Source organism: Dyella sp. 2YAF14 (assembly GCF_052114725.1).
GTDB lineage: Bacteria > Pseudomonadota > Gammaproteobacteria > Xanthomonadales > Rhodanobacteraceae > Dyella.
This window is the reverse complement of record NZ_JBFRFH010000004.1, coordinates 218,524-239,047: the sequence shown is the minus strand read 5'-3', so window position 1 is coordinate 239,047 and position 20,524 is coordinate 218,524. Positions and strand designations below refer to the sequence as shown.

18 protein-coding genes and 6 tRNA genes are annotated in these 20,524 nt (G+C 62.8%); 14 read left to right on the top strand and 10 right to left on the bottom strand.

Annotated elements, in window-relative coordinates; all coding sequences use genetic code 11:
• Positions 1–25 precede the first annotated feature (25 nt).
• The 8 genes from tig (at position 26) to AB4Y82_RS09500 (ending at position 8,846) form a co-directional block, all read left to right on the top strand.
• Positions 26–1,318, top strand: coding sequence for a trigger factor (gene tig / locus AB4Y82_RS09535; protein WP_441603212.1), 1,293 nt, complete (start codon positions 26–28; stop codon positions 1,316–1,318).
• Between the two features lie 37 nt (positions 1,319–1,355).
• Positions 1,356–1,985, top strand: a complete 630-nt coding sequence (gene clpP, locus AB4Y82_RS09530) for an ATP-dependent Clp endopeptidase proteolytic subunit ClpP (RefSeq protein WP_441603213.1) — start codon at positions 1,356–1,358, stop codon at positions 1,983–1,985.
• 106 nt (positions 1,986–2,091) lie between these two features.
• Entirely contained in the window at positions 2,092–3,387 is a 1,296-nt protein-coding gene (clpX, locus tag AB4Y82_RS09525) for an ATP-dependent Clp protease ATP-binding subunit ClpX (RefSeq protein ID WP_441603214.1), read from the top strand.
• 170 nt (positions 3,388–3,557) lie between these two features.
• On the top strand, positions 3,558–6,074 hold the full coding sequence (gene lon / locus AB4Y82_RS09520; protein ID WP_441603215.1) for an endopeptidase La: 2,517 nt from the start codon (positions 3,558–3,560) through the stop codon (positions 6,072–6,074).
• 325 nt (positions 6,075–6,399) lie between these two features.
• Positions 6,400–6,672, top strand: a complete 273-nt coding sequence (locus tag AB4Y82_RS09515; RefSeq protein ID WP_019465590.1) for an HU family DNA-binding protein — start codon at positions 6,400–6,402, stop codon at positions 6,670–6,672.
• Positions 6,673–6,692: 20 nt separating this feature from the next.
• Positions 6,693–6,767: transfer RNA gene (locus AB4Y82_RS09510), tRNA-Val, on the top strand.
• A 9-nt stretch (positions 6,768–6,776) separates the two neighbouring features.
• A tRNA-Asp gene (locus AB4Y82_RS09505) sits at positions 6,777–6,853 on the top strand.
• An 88-nt stretch (positions 6,854–6,941) separates the two neighbouring features.
• Positions 6,942–8,846: a SurA N-terminal domain-containing protein gene (locus AB4Y82_RS09500; protein ID WP_441603216.1), complete on the top strand. Its 1,905-nt coding sequence runs from the start codon at positions 6,942–6,944 to the stop codon at positions 8,844–8,846.
• 95 nt (positions 8,847–8,941) lie between these two features.
• Here AB4Y82_RS09500 and AB4Y82_RS09495 read toward each other — a convergent pair whose 3' ends face one another.
• Positions 8,942–10,198: a LysM peptidoglycan-binding domain-containing protein gene (locus tag AB4Y82_RS09495; RefSeq protein WP_441611252.1), complete on the bottom strand. Its 1,257-nt coding sequence runs from the start codon at positions 10,196–10,198 to the stop codon at positions 8,942–8,944.
• Positions 10,195–10,959, bottom strand: a complete 765-nt coding sequence (gene gloB / locus AB4Y82_RS09490; protein ID WP_441603218.1) for a hydroxyacylglutathione hydrolase — start codon at positions 10,957–10,959, stop codon at positions 10,195–10,197. The genes AB4Y82_RS09495 and gloB overlap by 4 nt, the downstream gene beginning before the upstream one ends.
• A gap of 222 nt (positions 10,960–11,181) precedes the next feature.
• Here gloB and AB4Y82_RS09485 point away from each other — a divergent pair, with 222 nt between their 5' ends.
• The 3 genes from AB4Y82_RS09485 to dnaQ are packed head-to-tail and all read left to right on the top strand — an operon-like array spanning position 11,182 to position 13,051.
• A complete protein-coding gene (locus AB4Y82_RS09485) occupies positions 11,182–11,865 on the top strand; it encodes a class I SAM-dependent methyltransferase (RefSeq protein WP_441603219.1) in 684 nt (227 codons plus the stop codon).
• Between the two features lie 23 nt (positions 11,866–11,888).
• Positions 11,889–12,332: a ribonuclease HI gene (gene rnhA, locus AB4Y82_RS09480; RefSeq protein WP_441603220.1), complete on the top strand. Its 444-nt coding sequence runs from the start codon at positions 11,889–11,891 to the stop codon at positions 12,330–12,332.
• A complete protein-coding gene (gene dnaQ / locus AB4Y82_RS09475; RefSeq protein WP_441603221.1) occupies positions 12,329–13,051 on the top strand; it encodes a DNA polymerase III subunit epsilon in 723 nt (240 codons plus the stop codon). Before rnhA ends, dnaQ begins: the two co-directional genes overlap by 4 nt.
• 15 nt (positions 13,052–13,066) lie before the next feature.
• Here dnaQ and AB4Y82_RS09470 read toward each other — a convergent pair whose 3' ends face one another.
• The 4 genes from AB4Y82_RS09470 to lepB all read right to left on the bottom strand — a co-directional run bounded on the left by AB4Y82_RS09470 (position 13,067) and on the right by lepB (position 15,362).
• Positions 13,067–13,768, bottom strand: a complete 702-nt coding sequence (locus AB4Y82_RS09470; protein ID WP_441603222.1) for a PP2C family protein-serine/threonine phosphatase — start codon at positions 13,766–13,768, stop codon at positions 13,067–13,069.
• 99 nt (positions 13,769–13,867) lie between these two features.
• Positions 13,868–14,161 (bottom strand): addiction module antidote protein, encoded by a 294-nt coding sequence (locus AB4Y82_RS09465; RefSeq protein ID WP_441603223.1) that lies wholly within the window; start codon positions 14,159–14,161, stop codon positions 13,868–13,870.
• Positions 14,162–14,497: 336 nt separating this feature from the next.
• Positions 14,498–14,587 (bottom strand) — tRNA-Ser (locus tag AB4Y82_RS09460).
• A gap of 100 nt (positions 14,588–14,687) precedes the next feature.
• Complete coding sequence (gene lepB, locus AB4Y82_RS09455) at positions 14,688–15,362, bottom strand: signal peptidase I (protein WP_441603224.1); 675 nt, start codon at positions 15,360–15,362, stop codon at positions 14,688–14,690.
• A gap of 139 nt (positions 15,363–15,501) precedes the next feature.
• On the opposite strand from lepB, the gene AB4Y82_RS09450 reads away from it, so the two are divergent.
• Complete coding sequence (locus tag AB4Y82_RS09450) at positions 15,502–15,927, top strand: nuclear transport factor 2 family protein (RefSeq protein WP_441603225.1); 426 nt, start codon at positions 15,502–15,504, stop codon at positions 15,925–15,927.
• Between the two features lie 63 nt (positions 15,928–15,990).
• Here AB4Y82_RS09450 and ppsA read toward each other — a convergent pair whose 3' ends face one another.
• Positions 15,991–18,363 carry a phosphoenolpyruvate synthase gene (gene ppsA / locus AB4Y82_RS09445; protein ID WP_441603226.1) on the bottom strand — a complete coding sequence of 791 codons (2,373 nt, stop codon included), beginning with the start codon at positions 18,361–18,363 and terminating at the stop codon, positions 15,991–15,993.
• Positions 18,364–18,598: 235 nt separating this feature from the next.
• Here ppsA and ppsR point away from each other — a divergent pair, with 235 nt between their 5' ends.
• Positions 18,599–19,414 carry a posphoenolpyruvate synthetase regulatory kinase/phosphorylase PpsR gene (gene ppsR, locus AB4Y82_RS09440; RefSeq protein WP_441603227.1) on the top strand — a complete coding sequence of 272 codons (816 nt, stop codon included), beginning with the start codon at positions 18,599–18,601 and terminating at the stop codon, positions 19,412–19,414.
• A 16-nt stretch (positions 19,415–19,430) separates the two neighbouring features.
• Positions 19,431–19,910, top strand: a complete 480-nt coding sequence (locus AB4Y82_RS09435) for a DUF1249 domain-containing protein (RefSeq protein ID WP_441603228.1) — start codon at positions 19,431–19,433, stop codon at positions 19,908–19,910.
• A 141-nt stretch (positions 19,911–20,051) separates the two neighbouring features.
• On the opposite strand, the gene AB4Y82_RS09430 is transcribed toward AB4Y82_RS09435, so the two are convergent.
• From AB4Y82_RS09430 to AB4Y82_RS09420, 3 genes are all read right to left on the bottom strand, one after another.
• A tRNA-Asp gene (locus AB4Y82_RS09430) sits at positions 20,052–20,128 on the bottom strand.
• A gap of 75 nt (positions 20,129–20,203) precedes the next feature.
• A tRNA-Glu gene (locus AB4Y82_RS09425) sits at positions 20,204–20,279 on the bottom strand.
• Positions 20,280–20,290: 11 nt separating this feature from the next.
• Positions 20,291–20,366, bottom strand: a tRNA-Ala gene (locus tag AB4Y82_RS09420).
• Between the last annotated feature and the right edge of the window lie 158 nt (positions 20,367–20,524).

Genomic DNA, 20,524 nt, shown 5'->3' with positions numbered 1-20,524 from the left:
ACTTACAGGTACACCAGGAGACGTCATGCAGGTTTCGGTTGAAAACGTCGGCAAGCTGGAGCGCAAGCTCACGGTGAAATTCCCCGCGGAGCGTTTCGAGTCGCAGGTGAATGCTCGCATCGTCGAAATGGGTCGCACCGTGCGCCTCAAGGGCTTCCGTCCGGGCAAGGTGCCCACTGCAGTGATCCAGCAGCGCTTTGGCGACCAGGTGCGCGGTGAAGTGCTCTCCGACCTGATCGGCAGCACGCTGCGCGAAGCCGTCGCCCAGGAAAACCTGCGTCCGATCGCCAACCCGTCGATCGACACCACCGGTCGTCCGGTCGAAGGTGAAATCGCCTACACGGCCACCTTCGAAATCATGCCGGAATTCCCGGAAATCGACGTCGCCACGCTCGCCGTGACCCGTCCGGTCGCCGAAGTGACCGACGCCGACATCGAAAAGATGATCGAGACCCTGCGCCTGCAGCGCCGCAGCTTCGACGATGTCGAGCGCGCCTCGGCCGAAGGCGATTTCGTGATGTTCGAGTACTCGGCCCAGGCCGATGACTACCGCTTCCCGGCCGAAGGCCTGGAGCGCGCCGGCAGCGTGCTGGGTTCGGGCACCCTGTTCAAGGCGCTCGATGAAGTGCTGACGGGCCGCAAGGCCGACGAGGAATTCGACGCCGAAGTGGCCTTCCCGGCGGATTTCCGCAACGAGAACCTGGCCGGCAAGACCGCCCAGTGCCACTTCAAGATCATCAAGGTGCAGGAGCCGAAGCTGCCGGAAGTAAACGGCGAATTCGTTGCCCTGTTCGGCATCGACGATGGCGACCTGGAGAAGTTCCGCAAGGAAGTCCGCGCCAATCTCGAGCGCGAGCTCAAGGCCACCCTGATGGCCCGCCTGAAGTCCGAAGTGGCTGAAAAGCTTGCCGATGCCCACCCGGACATCGACGTGCCGAACGTGATGGTGCAGTCCGAGGCGCATGCCCTGGCCCAGAACAGCATCCCGCGCGGCCAGCAGGTTCCGCCGCAGCTGATCGAGGCCGCCACCCCGGTTGCCCGCAAGCGCGTCATCGCCGGTCTGCTGATGGGTGAGATCGCCCGCAAGCAGTCCCTGGTCATCGACCGCAGCCGCGTGGCCGAGCAGCTGGCCGCCATCGCCTCGACCTACGAAGAGCCGGAAAAGGTCATTGAACTGTACAATCGCGACCCCCAATTGATGTCTGGGCTGCAGAATCGCGTGATGGAAGACCAGGTCGCAGAATGGGTGGCGGATCACGCCTCCACCACTGTGCAGAATCTTGGCTTCGACGAGGTGATGCGCCCGGTCAACGCCTGAGGCATTCTTCAGGCCAATACACCGGAGAGCGACACGCATGGCTATGGACCCGATCCAAAACCTCAACCTGGTACCGATCGTCGTTGAGCAGACCGCTCGCGGCGAGCGCTCGTACGACATCTATTCGCGCCTCCTGAAGGAGCGCGTGATCTTCCTTGTCGGCGAGGTGAACGATCAGGTGGCCAACCTGCTGGTCGCGCAGATGCTGTTCCTTGAGTCCGAAAATCCGGACAAGGACATCCATCTCTATATCAACAGCCCGGGCGGTGCCGTCACCGCCGGGTTGGCGATCTACGACACCATGCAGTTCATCAAGCCCGATGTCAGCACCATGTGCATCGGCCAGGCCTGCAGCGCCGCGTCGCTGCTGCTGATGGCTGGCGCCAAGGGCAAGCGTTATTCCCTGCCCAATTCGCGCGTGATGATCCACCAGCCGTCGGGCGGCGCCCGCGGCCAGGCCACCGACATCGAGATCCAGGCCCAGGAAATCCTGTACCTGCGCCGCCGCCTGAACGATATCTACGTTCAGCATACCGGCCAGCCGCTGGACAAGATCGAGCGGGACATGGAGCGCGACCGCTTCATGAGCGCCGAGGCGGCCAAGGAATATGGCCTTATTGATCAGGTCCTCGATCGCCGCGCCGTCGAGACGGTGAAATCCAGCTGATTTCACGTTCCTGGTACCAGGTTTGCAAGCGGTTCCGCGTCTCGCTGCAGACGCGGAACCCTGTGCTATTCTCAAACCGCAATCGATTTATCAGCAGGATCCAGGCATGAGCGACGACCGGCAGGGCCGTTCCAACGACAGCGGCAAGATTCTCTACTGCTCCTTCTGCGGCAAGAGCCAGCATGAAGTGCGCAAGCTGATCGCGGGTCCCTCCGTGTTCATCTGCGACGAGTGCGTAGAGCTGTGCAACGACATCATCCGCGAAGAGCTTGAGGAAAAGGCCGCCTCCGGGCGCAGCCAGCTGCCCAAGCCCCGCGAGATCATGGAAACCCTCGACCAGTACGTAGTGGGCCAGACCCGCGCCAAGAAAGCGCTGGCCGTGGCTGTGTACAACCACTACAAGCGCATGGAGTCGCGTTCCAAGAGCGACGATGTCGAGCTGGGCAAGTCCAACATCCTGCTGATCGGGCCGACCGGCTCGGGCAAGACGCTGCTGGCCGAAACGCTGGCGCGCCTGCTCAACGTGCCGTTCACCATCGCCGACGCCACCACGCTGACCGAAGCCGGTTACGTGGGCGAGGATGTGGAAAACATCATCCAGAAGCTGCTGCAGAAGTGCGACTACGACGTCGACAAGGCGCAGTCGGGCATCGTGTACATCGACGAAATCGACAAGATTTCGCGCAAGAGCGAAAACCCGTCGATCACCCGCGATGTGTCCGGCGAAGGCGTGCAGCAGGCGCTGTTGAAGCTCATCGAAGGCACGCTGGCTTCGGTGCCGCCGCAGGGTGGTCGCAAGCATCCGCAGCAGGAATTCCTGCAGGTGGACACCAAGAACATCCTGTTTATTTGCGGCGGTGCGTTCGCCGGTCTGGAGAAGGTCATCCAGCAGCGTTCGGATTCCACCGGCATCGGCTTCTCGGCCGAAGTGCGCAGCAAGGAGCGCAGGGAAAACCTGGGCAAGGTGCTCGCCGATGTGGAGCCGTCGGATCTGGTGCGCTACGGCCTGATCCCCGAGTTTGTCGGCCGCCTGCCGGTGGTCGCCACGCTCGACGAGCTCGACGAGCCGGCGCTGGTGAAGATCCTCACCGAGCCGAAGAACGCGGTCACCAAGCAGTTCAAGAAGCTGTTCGAAATGGAAGGCGTGGAACTGGAGTTCCGCCCGGAAGCGCTGCAGGCGATTGCCCGCAAGGCGCTCAAGCGCAAGACCGGTGCACGCGGTCTGCGCACCATTCTCGAGTCGGTCTTGCTGGACACCATGTACGAGCTGCCGTCGCTGGAGCACGTCAGCAAAGTGGTCGTGGACGATGCCGTGATCGAAGGCCAGGCCGAGCCGTATCTGATCTATCGCGGCAACCTCAAGCAGCCGCGTGCAGCGGGTGAGGGTGGCGACGCCGCCTGAGCAGTTCACGCGCTTGAGTGATCCCATGGCCTCGGCAGATTTGCCGGGGCCATTTTGTTTGTGCCGCCGCTCATGCACTTGTGTGAGTGACCCTAAGGCACCACTTGACGTACAGATGCACCCGGCGCAGTGTCGGTGCAAAGACGACACATCACGAGAGATTCTCTTCGATGGCAAAGACCGCCCCCAACCCCCAAGCCACCGGCGCCACCCTGGATGCACTTCCAGTGTTGCCGCTGCGTGACGTGGTGGTTTATCCCCATATGGTCATCCCGCTGTTCGTCGGACGTGACAAATCCATGCGTGCGTTGGAGCGCGCGATGGAGGGCGAGCGTCAGATCCTGCTGGTGGCGCAAAAAAGCCCGGACATCGACGATCCCAAGATCAGCGACCTGCACCAGATCGGCACACTTGCCGGCGTGCTGCAATTGCTCAAGCTCCCCGATGGCACCGTGAAGGTGCTGGTCGAGGGCCAGTCGCGCGTCGAGATCGAAAACTACAACGAAGACGGCGGCATGCTCACCGCTACGTCGCGCGTGATCGAGCCGGTGTACAGCTCCAAGGAACGCGAGCTCGACGTGGTATCGCGCACGCTGATCTCGCTGTTCGAACAGCTGGTCAAGCAGAGCCGCAAGCTGCCGCCGGAAGTGCTGGCGACGCTGTCGGGCATCGATGATCCCTCGCGCGTCGCCGACTCGATCGCGGCGCACTTGTCCGTGCGCATGGCCGACAAGCAGAAGGTGCTGGAAACCTCCGACGTGGGGCAGCGCCTTGAATTGCTGATCGGCCTGGTCGACGGCGAAATGGACTTGCAGCAGGTGGAAAAGCGCATCCGCGGCCGCGTCAAGTCGCAGATGGAAAAGAGCCAGCGCGAGTACTACCTCAACGAACAAATGAAGGCCATCCAGAAGGAGCTCGGCGAGAGCGAGGAAGGCCCGAACGAAATCGAAGAGCTGCAAAAGAAGATCGAAGCCGCCGGCATGCCCAAGCCGGTGCTCGCCAAGGCGCGCGCGGAGTTCGGTAAGCTGCGCCAGATGTCGCCGATGTCGGCCGAAGCCACCGTGGTGCGCAACTACCTCGACTGGCTGGTGGGCGTGCCGTGGAAAAAGCGCAGCAAGGTCCGCAAGGATCTGCAGCTGGCGCAGGAAGTGCTCGATGCCGACCACTTTGGCCTGGAGAAGGTCAAGGAGCGCATCCTCGAGTACCTCGCCGTGCAGCAGCGCGTGAACGCGATGAAGGGCCCGATCCTGTGCCTGGTCGGTCCGCCGGGCGTGGGCAAGACCTCGCTGGGTCAGTCGATCGCCAAGGCGACCAATCGCAAATTTGTCCGCATGAGCCTGGGTGGCGTGCGCGACGAGGCCGAGATCCGCGGCCACCGTCGCACCTACATCGGCTCGATGCCGGGCCGCATTGTGCAAAATTTGAACAAGGTGAGTTCGAAGAACCCGCTGTTCGTGCTCGACGAAATCGACAAGATGTCGATGGACTTCCGCGGCGATCCGTCCTCGGCGCTGCTGGAAGTGCTCGATCCCGAGCAGAACCACGCCTTCAACGACCATTACCTCGAGGTCGATCTGGACCTGTCCGAGGTGATGTGGATCGCCACGGCCAACTCGCTCAACATCCCCGGCCCGCTGCTGGACCGCATGGAAGTCATCCGCATCCCGGGGTACACCGAGGATGAGAAGCTCGGCATCGCGCAGAAATACCTGCTGCCCAAGCAGCTCAAGGCCAACGGCCTGAAGGCCGAAGAGTTGAGCATCGACGAGGAAGCGGTGCGCGACATCGTGCGTTACTACACGCGCGAATCGGGCGTGCGCAACCTCGAGCGCGAGATCTCCAAGATCTGCCGCAAGGTGGTGAAGGAGCTGACGCTGGGTCAGCTCAAGAAGTCCGCCGCCAAGGGCGCCGCGGTGAAGCCGGTTGCGGCCGTAAAGACGGCCAAAACCAAGGCCAAGGCGCCGGGTCGGGTCGCGGTCACGTCGGCCAATCTCGAGCAGTATCTGGGTGTGCGTCGCTTCGACTTCGGCCGCAAGGAATTGCAGAACGAAGTGGGCCTGGTCACCGGTCTGGCCTGGACCCAGGTGGGCGGCGACCTGCTCAGCATCGAGGCCTCGGTGATGCCGGGCAAAGGCCGTCTGGTGCATACGGGCCAGCTGGGCGACGTCATGAAAGAGTCGATCCAGGCGGCCTTGTCGGTGGTGCGCGCGCGCGCCGATCGCCTGGGTATCGAGCCGGATTTCCACGAGAAATACGACATCCATATCCATGTGCCCGAGGGTGCGACGCCGAAGGACGGCCCGAGTGCTGGCATTGCCATGTGCACGGCGCTGGTCTCGGTATTGACCAAGGTGCCGGTGCGTTCCGAAGTCGCGATGACCGGCGAGATCACCCTGCGCGGCCGCGTGCTGCCGATCGGTGGCCTCAAGGAGAAGCTGCTGGCGGCGCATCGCGGCGGCATCACCACCGTGATCATTCCGGAAGAAAACAAGAAAGATCTTGCCGACATTCCGGACAACATCACGTCCTCGCTGGACATCCATCCGGTGCGCTGGATCGACGAGGTGCTGGACATCGCGCTGGAGCGCCCTCTGCATCCGCGTCAGGCCACCGACGGTGACAAGCCGAAGGTGGACACGCCGCACGAGGAGGCGCAGGACCAGGAGGCTTACACGCGGCCTCATTGATCCGTGACAAGCATCACCAAAGACGGGCGGGAAACCGCCCGTTTTTGTGCCTGGATCACAGCCCGCTGTGCCGCTGTCGCTTAGCGTTTCAGCACACACTTTGCAAGCGTTCGCGGACCATGCTGAACCGCGCGAACCCTTGGTATTGCTTGTCATTGCGGACCCTTGGGGCCACTGGTATAAAGGCGACACCGCAGCCTGACGCCAAGCATGGTGCGCAGTGATGCGGGATTGCTTGGTGATGTCCCGGTGTCTGCCATGAGGTGACGTCGCCTGGTCCCAGAATGACCATGCGGGCTGCATAACCGTTTAAGGGAGTGTCTCAATGAATAAAACCGATCTGATCAATGCCATTGCCGAGAAGGCCGAACTCACCAAGGCTGACGCCGGCCGTGCTCTCGAAGCGTTCTTCGAGACCGTGCAGAAGGCGCTGAAGAAGGGTGACGATGTGTCGGTGGTCGGCTTTGGTACCTTCACCGTGCGCAAGCGCGCTGCCCGTACCGGTCGCAACCCGCGCACCAATGAGACGATCAAGATCAAGGCCTCGAAGGTTCCGGCATTCAAGGCTGGCAAGACCCTCAAGGATGCCCTAAACTAAGCGGCTACTTGCTTAGTTTCGGGTGCTTAGCTCAGCGGTAGAGCGTCGCCCTTACAAGGCGAGGGTCGTAGGTTCGATCCCTACAGCACCCACCAGTAATAAGTGGAGCGGTAGTTCAGTCGGTTAGAATGCTGGCCTGTCACGCCGGAGGTCGCGGGTTCGAGTCCCGTCCGCTCCGCCACAGTTCGCAAGGGCGCCCGTGTGGCGCCCTTGCCATTTGCGTACCCCGCACTTTGTGCGCCGAACAACGAGAGCCCGGGAACATCTCCATGCTGCAGGCATTGCGTACCAAGCTTCACGGATGGCCGTCCATCGTCATTCTGGGTATTTGCGTTTTCGCCATCTCGTTCTTCGGCATCGAATCGTATTTCTCATCGCGGAACGACACGTATGTCGCGATGGTCGGAAAGCACGAAATCAGCCAGCGCGATTACCAGGACCGCGTCAACGAAGCGCGCCGGGACGCCATGGCTCGCGCGGGCGACCAGTTCGATGCGGCCGAGTTCGAAAAGCCCGAAACCAAACGCCTGATCCTCGATCAGCTGATCAACGAACAGCTGCTGCGCCAGACCAACGACGCACTCGGCCTGCGGGTTTCTGCCGTCGAGCTGCGTGACCGCATTTCCAGCCAGCAGGCTTTCCTGGTCAACGGCCAGTTTGATCCGGCGACCTATCGCGCCATTCTCGCTGCGCAGAACATGACGCCGGCGATGTTCGAGAACAGCCAGCGCGCATCGCTTGAGCCGGGCATCTTGCCGCGCGCCATCATCGCCAGCACCATCGTCACCGACGCCGACATGGACCGTTACCTGGGCCTGCTGTACCAGCGTCGCGACCTGCGCTGGTTCGCGCTGCCGCGTCCCACGCTGACCGACACGGAAGTGACTGACGCCCAGCTCGATGCCTATTACAAAGAGCACCAGGCCGACTTCATGAGTCCGGAGCAGGTCTCGCTGAAGTACATCGAGGTCAATGGCGCCGATCTGAAGATCGATGCCCAGCCCAGCGAAGACGAGCTCAAGAAGCGTTACGAAGATCAGAAGCAGCGCTTCGTGCAGCCCGAGCAGCGCCTGGTCTCGCACATCCTGGTGAACGTGCCCAAGAACGCCACGCCGGATCAGCAGAAGGCCGCGTTGGCCAAGGCGGAAAAGATTGCCGCCGAAGCGACCACGGACAACTTCGCCAAGCTGGCCGAACAGGACTCCGACGACCTGGGTTCCAAGCGCTCGGGCGGCGACCTGGGCTGGCTGGAGAAGGGCGTGACCAACGCCTCGTTCGACTCCGCGCTGTTCGCCTTGCAAAAGGGCCAGATCTCCAAGCCGGTGTTGTCCGACGAGGGTTACCACGTGCTGTGGCTGCGCGATGTGCGCAGCGGCGATGCCAAGCCGTTCGCCGAAGTGCGCGATCAGATCGCCAAGGATTACCTGAGCACCGAGCGCGACCGCCAGTACAACGAACTGGCCGGCAAGCTCACCGACCAGACGTACCAGAACCCCTCGACGCTGGACCCCGCCGCGCAGGCGCTGAACATGCCGGTGAAGACCACCGAGCTGTTCTCCCGCAAGGGCGGCCAGGGCATCACGGCCGATCCCAAGCTGGTCCAGGCCGCGTTCTCCGATGACGTGCTGCTCCAGGGCAACAATTCGAGCCTGATCGATCTGGGCTCGGATCACGCCGTGGTGGTGCGCGTGGACAAGCACCTGCCGGCCGCAGCCCGCCCGCTGGCCGACGTGCGTGACCAGGTGCGCCAGAAGATCCTCGACGAGCGTACGGCTGCTGAAGAGCAGAAGCGCGCCGACGCCTTGCTGGCCCGCGTGCAGAAGGGCGAAGACATGCAGGCAGTCGCGGCATCGGCCGGTGCGACCGTACAGACAGTACCGGAGGCGATCCGCATGCAGCAGGGCGTGGCTCCGGAAGTGCTGGAGCAGGCCTTCCTGCTGCCGCATCCGGCCGCCGGCAAGGCGCAGTTCGCCCGCGTCGCGCTGCACGATGGCAGCTATGCGCTGGTGGGCGTGGACAAGATCCAGGACGGCGACCTGAGCAAGATCTCCGCCGAACAGCGCAGCACGCTGCGTCAGCAGATGGGCCAGGCTTACGGCATCCTCGCCACGCAGGCCTACATCGACGCGCTGAAGGCGAAGACCGAGATCAAGATTGCCGCCGATCGCATGTAAGCGAGTTGCCGGCAGACAGAACAAGGGCGACCCATGGTCGCCCTTTTTTTATGAGGTGACGGCGCGTGATGCGGGCGCCGTCAACGAGCCCGGCTTCAACCCGGTGCGCTGATCTTCAGCACCTGTCCGGGCTTTACCACCGCGCCTTGCAAGTGGTTCCACAGTTCCAGCTGCTTGATGTCCACCGAGTAGCGACGCGCGATGGACCACAGGCTCTCGCCGGATTTCACCGTGTGGGTGCGTTTGGTTGAATTGGCCTTGCCCGATGCTGCGCTGCTGTCGTCATCCTGATCGGCCGCGCTCAGTGCCGCGCCCAGGGGCGGAAGCGTCGCCGTGCCCGGCACGGTCTGGGCATTTGCGTTGCTCTGTGCCGACAGCGAATTGCGGAACTGCTGCACCTTGTTGCTCGGCAGCATCAGATAGGGCGAGGCGTTGGTGTCGACCACGCCATTGCGAAACGCCGCATTCATGTCTTTCAGATCATCGGTCGACATGCCGGCATGGCTGGCAGCGCGAGCGATCGGCATGGAGTTGTCGATGTCTACCTTGACCAGCCGCTGCTCGGAGGGCAGCGTCGGCAGGCTGACGTTGAAGCGATCGGGTTCGCGGATGACGCAGGCGATGGCGAGCAGCTTGACCAGATGCTCGCGCGTCACCGGCTTCACCGGCATCTTCGGGATCACCGGTTCGTCAGGCGGCGCGCCATGTTGGCTCACTACGCGCTTGATGCCGAACTCGCCTGCATTGAACGCATAGTCCACCAGTCGCCAGTCGCCGAGGTCGTCGTGATAGCGGCTTAGCAGCGCCATGATGGCGTCGGTGGCTGCGGGTACATCGAGGCGGCCGTCGAAGTTCCGGTCGACGCGTATGCCCATGGCATTGGCCGTGGACGGCATGATCTGCCACATGCCCGAGGGCATGCCTTTGCCGCCGGAGATCGGGCGATATTGGCTTTCGACCCAGGGAATCAGGGCAAATTCGCCGGCCACGTTGTGTCGCGCCGCCACCTGTTGCACATAGGCCAGGCGCGGAGCGGCGGCCGCGATCTGATCTTCGAAGCGCTGCGGGTTGCTGGTGTAACGGCGAGCCCACGCGACGATGTTCGGGTCGGCATCGCAGTCGGCCATGGCGAAACTGTTGCGCAGGTTCTGCCAGATATTTCCATCATCCACCACGTTCGCTGCGGCAGGCGCCGGCGCCGGGCGAATGGTGGTGCCGTGCGAGGATCCGGTTTGCGGTGCCGGCGTTGGAGCGGGAGTCGGCGGCGCCTTCTGCGCGGGGCCGGTAGCGCACGCCGCCAGGAAGACCGACGTGGCGAGGGGCAGGGGACGCAGGCGGCGGCTGATCTTCATCCGGTAAACACGTCCTTGTTGGCCCGCAACGCCGCAAAACGCGCCACGCGATCGCCGGCCACGCCATGGCGTTGGCTCCATGCGATCACGGCATCGTGGTCCGTGCGGAGGAAGGGGTTGGTCGCATGCTCCGTGGCAAGCAAGACAGGCAGACTGGGTTGGTCGTGCGCTCGCAGTGCGGCCACTTCCTGCTGGCGCGCTGCAAGTGCGGGGTTGTGCGGCTCGATGGTTTGCGCAAAGCGCGCGTTGGCGGCGGTGTATTCGTGGGCGCAACACACCAGCGTGTTGGCCGGCAGCGCCGCCAATCGATCCAGCGACGCGAGCATCTGCTCGGGCGTACCCTCGAACAATCGCCCGCAGCCCATGCTGAAAAGCGTGTCGCCGCACAGCAGGACGCCTTCGCCGGTATAGGCGACATGGGTGGTGGTGTGCCCGGGTACGGCGATCACTTCAAAACGTGCTGACGGTGTGGCCAGCGTCACCACGTCGCCGTCGTTCACGCGATGCGTGGCGCAGGTGATGCGTTCGTCGCGCGGTGCATAGACCGGCACATCGTGCCGCGCAAGCAGCGCATCGACGCCGCCGATATGATCATGGTGATGATGCGTCAGCAGGATGGTGCAAAGCTTCAGGCCGCGCTGCATGAGCGCCGCCTCGACCGGCAGGGCATCGCCTGGATCCACGACGATGGCCTGGCCGGCGTCGTCGTGCAGCACCCAAATGTAATTATCGGCAAGCGCCGGTAACGGTACGACGTGCAAGGAGTGGTCCTCCGCGGTTTCGTATCGACTGACGCAGGCCCTCCTGGCTTGCGCGAGTGGCCGACTATAAAGCCCCGATTTGGCTCGCTCGTTAGTGAGACGTTAACTGCTGGTGGGGAGGTTCAGACTTGCGGCCTCAGCCCTGGTATCTCTGTCGACCAGGACACGTTGTCGCCGGGCTGCCGGTACACTGTGCGCATCGATATGACCGGCCGGCCACCCATGTCTCAGCGTGACCAAGACATCTACAGCAGTGCCCCGTTGCGTAACCTGCTGGCCGAGGAGAGCGTGGCGCTGGCGCCCGGGCTGCAACGCTGCAGCGGCACCCACGCGCTGCTGATCAGCGTCTCGGCGGACGACAGGCCTCCGGTGCTGCCGCTGCTGGGCAACTGGACGCGGCTCAGCGTGGCAGGTGGGCAATATGCTGGCGACCTCACGGCGCGCGCGGACGAGCCGCTGCCGTTTGTCGACGATGCCTTCCATCTGGTACTGCTGCGCCATGCGCTCGAGGTCTCGACCACGCCGCAGGACATGCTGGAAGAGGCCTCGCGCGTGCTGGCGCCCGGCGGCGTGCTTGCGCTGACTGGCTTGCATCCTTTCAGCGCGTGGCTGCCCTGGATGATGTGGCGTACCCGCGGGCATGCGCCCAGCATGCACTCGCCCTTGTTGCTTGAGCGCTGGGTGCGTCGCCGTGAGCTGGATATCGAACGTATCGAGCGCGTCGGACGACTGTGGCCGAGCAGTCATGCGGGGCTCGATGCCACCCATGTGCTGGGCGGTGGCTATCTGCTTATCGCGCGCAAGCGTCGGCGCATGGCGACGCCGATTCGACTGAAACCCAAAACATTGCCGGCCACGGTCAACGTGGGACTGGCACCGGGTGCCCGACGCAATGCGGCATCCTGACTATTCGCAAATTGATGGTGACAATGACTGAAGTGCAAGCTTTTACCGATGGCGCCTGCCTCGGCAATCCCGGACCTGGCGGTTGGGCGGCGCTGCTGCGCGCCAAGGGCACCGAACGCATGGTCTCAGGTGGTGATCCGGCCACCACCAATAATCGCATGGAACTCATGGCGGCCATCGGGGCGCTCGAGGCGTTGACGCGACCGTGCAAGGTCGCCTTGACCACCGACTCGCGCTACGTGATGCAAGGCATCGAGGAATGGGTGCCCAAGTGGCGCGCGAACGGTTGGAAAACCGCCGACAAGAAACCGGTGAAGAACCAGGACTTGTGGGAGCGCCTGTCCAACGCCACGCAGATCCATCAGGTGCGTTGGCATTGGGTCAAGGGTCATAACGGCCATGTCGAAAACGAGCGCGTGGATGTGGCTGCGCGCGAACAGGCCGAACAGTACAGGAGCAAGCCATGAGGCAGATCGTTCTGGATACCGAGACCACCGGTCTTGAAGTCCGTCAGGGCCATCGCCTGATCGAAATCGCCTGCGTGGAGATGATCGAGCGTCGTCCCACCGGCAAGTACTACCAGACTTATCTCAATCCCGATCGCGCCATCGACGAAGGCGCGCGGCAGGTCACCGGCATCGAGGACGAGTTCCTGCTCGACAAGCCGCGTTTCGCGGACGTGGTGGAGGAATTCCTCGCCTTCATCGATGGCGCCGAGCTGATCATCCACAACGCCACCTTCGACGTGGGCTTCATCAATGCCGAACTGGCGCGCCTGGGGCCGTCGTTCGGACGACTCGAGGACCGCAGCAGCATCCTCGATACGCTGATGATGGCGCGCGAGCGCTATCCCGGGCAGCGCAACAGCCTCGATGCGCTGTGCAAACGACTGGGCGTGGACAATTCGGCACGTGACCTGCACGGCGGCCTGATCGACGCCCAGCTGCTGGCGGACGTCTATCTGGCGATGACCTCGGGCCAGGTCGTGCTGGATCTGGGCTTCGTTGGCGCGCAGGAGCAGGGCACGACGGTGACTCTGACGCCGGTGGTGCTGGATCGTCGTCCGCGCGTGCTGCGTGCCAGTACGGACGAAATCGCCGTGCACGAAAAGCGTCTCGATTCCCTGGACAAGAGTGCTGGTGGAACCTCGGTATGGCGTCGCGTCGACGCGATCACCATCCAGTGAGCGCCGTGCCCGCGATCAGTTGACGCGGGCGAGTATCACGGTGACGTTGTCGCTGCCGCCGCCATCGAGTGCGGCGAGCAGCAGATGCTCCGCGCTTTCCTGGGCAGACAGATCCTGGCGCGAGACGATGTTCGCAATGACGGCGTCGCTCACTTCTTCAGTCAGCCCGTCGCTGCACAGCAGGAAGCACATGCCGTGTTCCAGCTTTCCGCGCGCCATGCCGATGTGCAGCTGCTCGGCCGCGGTGATGCCCAGTGCCTGGGTAATCACGTTGCGATGGGGATGACGCGCTGCCTGCGAGGCGTCGAGCGTGCCTGCGGCCACCAGCTCCTGCACCAGCGAATGATCGTGGCTCACCTGGCGTAGCGTTTTCTGCCAGAGATACACGCGGCTATCGCCCACCCACACCACTTCGTAGCTGTCCGCGTGCAGGCGGATGGCAGCGATCGTCGTGCCCATCGGCAGCGGATCGCGAAAGCTTCGGCTGTGCTGGATCAGTCGTTCGTCCGCCGCGCGCACGGCTTCGACCAGATTGTGGCCACGCATGACCAGGTCGGCCACGGCGTCGCGCACCAAAGCGGCAGCCACTTCGCCGTGCTGGTGCCCGCCCATGCCGTCGGCCACGAGAAAAAGGCCGAGCGATGCGTCGGCGTAGTAAGTGTCTTCGTTCCGCGCGCGGCGCAGGCCGACGTGGGTTCCGTGTCCGAATTCGATCATGAGGTGCCTGGTGTGGCGGTGCGAGGCGAGCATGACGGATTGGGGAGGGATGCGTAAAGAAGCTTCTGGGTTCTAGCGAGTTCGTGTGGTGTGTTCGTGTCAGGCGACCGCAGCATGGAGCTTGATGCCAACGGCGCGTAGCACTTTCAAAATGGTGGCGAAGTCCGGGCTGCGCTCGCCCGAGAGCGCCTTGTACAGGCTTTCGCGAGATAGACCAGCATCTCTGGCCACCTGGCTCATGCCTTTGGCGCGGGCGATGTTGCCTAGAGCACCAGCAATAAACGCGGCATCGCCGTTGCTCTCTTCGATGCAGGCGTCGAGATAAGCGGCGCAGTCTTCGGACGTGGTTAGGTAGTCAACCACGTCATAGGGGAAGGTTTCCGTCTTCTTCATGGTCGGGTCGCCTGTTTTGCAAGTTGCTTGCGAGAGCCGGCGGCTGTGCGATCGCCGGAGTCTTTGTAGACCATGATGAGCTGAATGTAGCCGGCGGGCTACAGGTGAGCGATTGAGCTGATGTAAGAACAGGGCCTGCTTCGTTGCGCGTTTTTGGTCGCGGGAGGGGTGGGATTGTTGGGTCCATCCACCCCTCCGCGCTGCGCGCTACGGGGCCAGCCTGCGGCTGTCCAAATTTGCTCCTGGCAAATTTGTCGAACCGGTGGGTTCTCATCGAGTCCACCCTCTCCGCCAGGCACAAAAAAACGCCCCACGAAGGGGGCGTTTTTTTGTGCCTGGCGGAGAGGGTGGGATTCGAACCCACGGTACGCTTACACGTACGCCTGATTTCGAGTCAGGTACATTCGACCACTCTGCCACCTCTCCAAAGATGTGCGTGTGGTCCACGCGAGCCGGCGATTTTACGTGGTGTGGGGATGGCTGGCAATGGGGGTAGGGCGATTTCTACTCGCATGAGCGCAATCGGCTAGCGCAGTGCGGTGCCCCAGCGGTCGCCGCGTGGCAAATAGTGGTTGCCCGGATCCAGTGAGAGGGCGACGCGGGTGGCTCGGCCGGTGATCTCATTGCGCGGGAAGAAACCGAAATAGCGCGAGTCGGCGCTGTTGTCGCGGTTGTCGCCAAGCAGCAGGTAGTGGCCTGGTGGCACGGTTACCGGGCCGAAATCGTGGGTGTGCCCCTGGGCGGCGATCGACCAGCGCACGGCGTGGCTGAGCTGTCCGGTGTTTTCCATGGCGTACAGCGCGGGGTCTTCGCGGTCGTCGCGGATGCCGGTGACCTGGGTGTAGCGGTAGTCCGCAGCCTTGCCGTTCACATAGAGGTGGTTCTGCAGCAAGGCGATCTGGTCGCCAGGGACGCCGATCACGCGTTTGACCAGGCGCTCGCCAGCGGCGCTGGAGTCCAGCACCACGATATCCCCGCGTTGCGGGTCGGCGCGGTGGATCAGCGACACATGGGTGAACGGTACGCGCAGATCGTAGGCTGCCTTGTCGACCACGATGCGGTCGCCGATTTCGATGGTCGGCTGCATGGAGCCGGTGGGCACCACGTTCCAGTCGGCGACGGCGCTGCGGAACATGAACATGCAAAGCATGAAGGTGAGGAAGCCCTTGTTGCTTGCCAGTAGCCTGGTCAGTCGTTGCATGGACGTGCCCCTCCGCTCGCGTTTCTGTGTGGACCGCGCCGCGTACCTTTAGTTTCATGCCTGAAGAGAGCAAGCAAAGACATGCGCGCCCGGCCGCCGGGAGCGAAGCTTTTCCCACGAGGACACTTGGGAGAGCGATATGAATTCAGCAAGCCTGGTACTTCTGGCGGCTGGCCTGGTTGGTTCGGCACACGCAGCGCCATCGCCGCGAGCCGTTGTGCAGGCGATGTTCGACGCCTTCAATCGACACGATGCAGCGGCGATGGCCCAGCTATATGCGAACGATGCCAGGCTGGCCTCTTCCGATTTCTGTGCCGTTCGCAACGGGCCGACCGAAGTGCTGCGCACGTATCGCGAGTTGTTTGCGGCGTTTCCCGATATTCGCGACGAGATCGACCAGGTGGTGGTGGAGGGAGATCATGTGGCGGTGCGTTTCGTCGCCAGGAGCGGGCAGGGAAGTTCGGCACTCGCCATGCCGATTGCCACGTTTCTCACCGTGCAGCAGGGGCTGATTCAATCCGACGAGAGCACGTTCGATACGGGTGGGCGGGCCTGTATGCCTTGATGCCGCGCAAAAAAGAAGGGCGGTGTCGCCACCGCCCTTCGAGTCACCCATGCCTAGGCAGAATTACGCGGCCTTGCGCTTGGCCAGGCGTAGCCAGGTATCCACCACCGTGTCCGGGTTGAGCGAGACCGACTCGATGCCCTGGTCCATCAGCCATTCGGCAAGATCCGGGTGGTCGGACGGACCCTGGCCGCAGATGCCGATGTACTTGCCCTTGTCGCGGGCGGTCTTGATGGCCATGGCCAGCAGCTTCTTCACTGCCGGGTCGCGCTCGTCGAACAGGTTGGCGACGATGCTGGAGTCGCGGTCCAGGCCCAGGGTGAGCTGGGTGAGGTCGTTGGAGCCGATGGAGAAGCCGTCGAAGATGTCGAGGAACTCGTCTGCCAGCAGGGCGTTGGACGGCACTTCGCACATCATGATGACCTTGAGGTCGTGCTCGCGCTGCTTGAGGCCGTTCTTGGCCAGCACCTCGATGACCTTGCGGCCTTCGCCCAGCGTGCGCACGAACGGAATCATCACCCACACATTGTCCAGGCCCATCACTTCGCGCACGCGCTTGACGGCCTTGCACTCCAGCCCAAACGATTCGGCAAAGCCCGGATCGACATAACGGCTGGCGCCGCGATAACCGATCATCGGATTCTCTTCATGCGGCTCGTAGCGCGAGCCGCCGATCAGGCCGGCGTATTCGTTCGACTTGAAGTCGGACAGGCGCACGATCACCGGCTTGGGATACACCGATGCCGCGATGGTGGCGATGCCTTCGGCGAGGCGATCGACATAGAACGACACGGGATCGGCATAGCCGGCCATGCGCTCGTCGATCTTCTTCTTGGTTTCCGCATCCTGCTTGGCGTATTCCAGCAGCGCCTTGGGATGCACGCCGATATGGCTGGCGATGATCATTTCCAGGCGGGCCAGGCCGATGCCGGCGTTCGGCAGCATGCCGAAGTCGAACGCGCGCTCCGGGTTGGCCACGTTCATCATGATCTTGAGCGGCGCGTCTGGCATGTCGCCGAGGTCTGCAGTGACGCGGTCGAACTTCAGCAGGCCCTCATAGATCGTGCCGGTGTCGCCTTCGGCACAGGACACGGTGACTTCCGCGCCGTCAGGAATCAGCTCCAGCGCATTGCCCGTGCCCACCACCGCAGGCACGCCCAGTTCGCGCGCGATGATGGCAGCGTGGCAAGTGCGGCCACCGCGGTTGGTGACGATGGCGGCGGCACGCTTCATCACCGGCTCCCAATCGGGATCGGTCATGTCGGCGATCAGCACGTCGCCGGTCTGCACCTTGTTCATGTCGGCCAGCGAGCGGATCACACGCGCCTTGCCCGAGCCGATCTTCTGGCCGATGGCGCGGCCTTCGGCCAGCACCTTGCCCTTTTCGTTGAGATGGAAGCGCTCCAGCTGCGTGGCATGTGCACGCGACTTCACCGTTTCCGGACGGGCCTGCACGATGTAGAGCTTGCCGGTGTTGCCGTCCTTCGCCCACTCGATGTCCATCGGGCGGTCGTAATGCTTCTCGATGATCAATGCCTGCCTGGACAGCTCCTGCACGTCTTCATCGGTGATGCAGAACTTGTTGCGCAGTTCCGCCGACGTTTCTTCGATGCGCACGCGCTCGCCGGGCTTGTCCGAATACACCATGCGCTGCTGCTTGGCGCCGAGGCTGCGTCGCAGCACAGCCGGCTTGCCGGCCTTCAGCGTGGGCTTGAACACGTAGAACTCATCGGGATTGACCGCGCCCTGCACGACCATTTCGCCCAGGCCGTACGAACCGGTGACGAACACCACATCGCGGAAGCCCGACTCGGTGTCCAGCGTGAACAGCACGCCGGAGGCGCCCACATCCGAGCGCACCATCAACTGCACGCCGGCGGAAAGGAAGACATCTTCGTGCTTGAAGCCCTGATGCACGCGATAGGCGATGGCGCGGTCGTTGTAGAGCGAGGCAAAGACTTCCTTCACCTTGTGCAGCACGTCCTCGATGCCGACCACGTTGAGGAAGGTTTCCTGCTGGCCGGCGAACGATGCGTCGGGCAGGTCTTCGGCGGTGGCGGAGGAGCGCACGGCCACGGCGATATTCTCGGCGCCGGCATCCTTGCAGAGCTTGGCGTAGGCGTCGCGGATGGCCTTGTCCAGATCCGCCGGCAGCGGCGTCTCGGTGACCCATTCGCGGATTTCCTTGCCGGCAGCCGTCAGGGCCATCACGTCATCGACGTCGAGCGAGGCGAGCCGCTCCTGGATGCGCTTGGCCACGCCGCTCTTGTCGAGGTATTCCTGGAACGCGTCGGCGGTGGTGGCAAAACCACCCGGCACCGACACGCCGAGCTTGGCGAGATTGCCGATCATCTCGCCGAGCGACGCATTCTTGCCGCCAACCTTGCCCAGGTCGGTCATGCGCAGCGTGTCGAGCCAAAGCACCAGATCGTTCAAGGGAGTCTCCTCGAGAGCTCGTAGGGTTTCAAAAGTGGCGGTAGCCCGGTTTCGAGGAGAAATCGGGCCACAAAGAACTGGTATTGTCCGCTGCCGATGGTGCGAAGCACAAGAAGACCATTCGGGTGAAAACCAGCGCCAACGCAATACCAGTCAGCCGTGAGTCAAGCAAAGACAGGCTTTTCACCTTGCGCTAAGGTGAGGGCCAAGAACCACCAGGGACTTTGGATCAGCCATGCAGCGAACCGTTTTCTATATCTCCGATTCCACTGGTATTACGGCGGAAACAATCGGCAACAGTATTTTGGCCCAGTTTGAGGGCGTGCAGTTCGACAAGCACCGCTTGCCGTTCATCGACGACGCCCATAAAGCCGAGGCGGCAGCGCTGCGCATCAAGACCCGTTACGCGCAAACCGGCGAGCGTCCCATCGTGGTCAACACCATGGCCTCGCGCGAATTGTGCGAGATCGTGGCCGAGAGCGGCGGGTTGATGCTGGACGTGTTCGCGCCGTTCATCGGCCCGCTGGAGGATGAGCTGGGCGCCAAGCGATCCGGCGCGGTGAATCGCTCGCATGGCCTGGTCGACTTCGACAAATACGAGGCCCGCATCAATGCCACGAACTATGCGCTGTCACACGATGACGGTATTGATGTGGACTATGCTCAGGCCGACCTGATCCTGGTGGGGGTGTCGCGCTCGGGCAAGACGCCCACCTGTCTCTACATGGCCTTGCATTACGGTGTCAGCGCCGCCAATTACCCCTTGACCGACGACGACCTCGACAAACTCGAACTGCCGGCGCGCTTGCGTCCGTATAAGGATCGGCTGTTTGGTCTCACCATCGACCCCATGCGTTTGGCGCAGATTCGCGAACAGCGGCGCGCCGGCAGCCGTTATGCGACGCTGGAGCAGTGCCGCTGGGAACTGGCGCAGGCCGAAAAGCTGATGCGCCGCGAAAGCATTCCCAGCCTCAACACGACGCACGTGTCCATTGAAGAGATTGCGAGCAAGATCTTTGACCGCTTCGGAATCGAGCGGACCATGTTCTAAGGAGTTCGTACCGCCCATGAGTGCCGTATTAGACAGTCGCCAAGCCTTATTGCCAGGACGTTTCGGCTTCCTCATGGGGCTTTACGCCGAGAACTACCATCGGCTGGTGCGGCTGTTTACGCCGCAGGAGCTGGCCCCGGGGTTTTATCTGTCCAGCGTGGACGATGGCCTGGATGTGCGTTTGCAGGTGCAGGAACGGCATCCGTATACGCTGGAGCTCGAGCTCACCTACAACTTTGTCGATGCGCACACCGGCCAGCCGTCGCCGTCGGCGCAGTTACGCATGTACACCGACGCCCATGTGGCCGAGGCTTTGCACTGCCATCCAGGGCGTCACCTGTGGCAGGTGCTCGGGCCGTTCCCGCCGGCCAATACGGTGCTGCAGCACCGGCTGCGCATGAATGGGTTTCTCTCGCGCTGGCTGGAATACCTGGCGGAGCAGGGGCATTCGAAGGGGACGCTGGAGCGGCTGGAATCTCAGCACGCCGCGGACTGACCCTTGTGGGAGCGCACCTTGTGCGCGACTTGGGCCATCACGGCGCTGCTCCGTAGGTTTGTCGCGCACAGGGTGCGCTCCCACAGAGAACCTTGAATCGCAGGCAACAAAAAACCCGCCAATGGCGGGCTCTTCGTAAAGTGGCGGAGCGGACGGGACTCGAACCCGCGACCTCCGGCGTGACAGGCCAGCATTCTAACCGACTGAACTACCGCTCCACATTTTTTACTGCTTCCAGCACTGCACCAACTTGGATTTCGTCCTTGACCACTCTTGCCGTTTTATCGGTAGAGTGGCGTCCCCACGGGGATTCGAACCCCGGTCGCCACCGTGAAAGGGTGATGTCCTAGGCCTCTAGACGATGGGGACGTATCTAAATTTGGTGGAGCCAGGCGGGATCGAACCGCCGACCTCCTGCATGCCATGCAGGCGCTCTCCCAGCTGAGCTATGGCCCCGTGTGCCTCTGGAAGCCCGAAAGAATAGACAGGGATCGAGATTTCGTCAAGCGTTCGTCGTGAAAATATTTCAACTTTTCTTCACGAATGAATCACAACAAGCAGTTAGCTGCGCCTGAGTTTGCCGCGCGTTCGATGCGAGCGCCAATTTTGTCGCT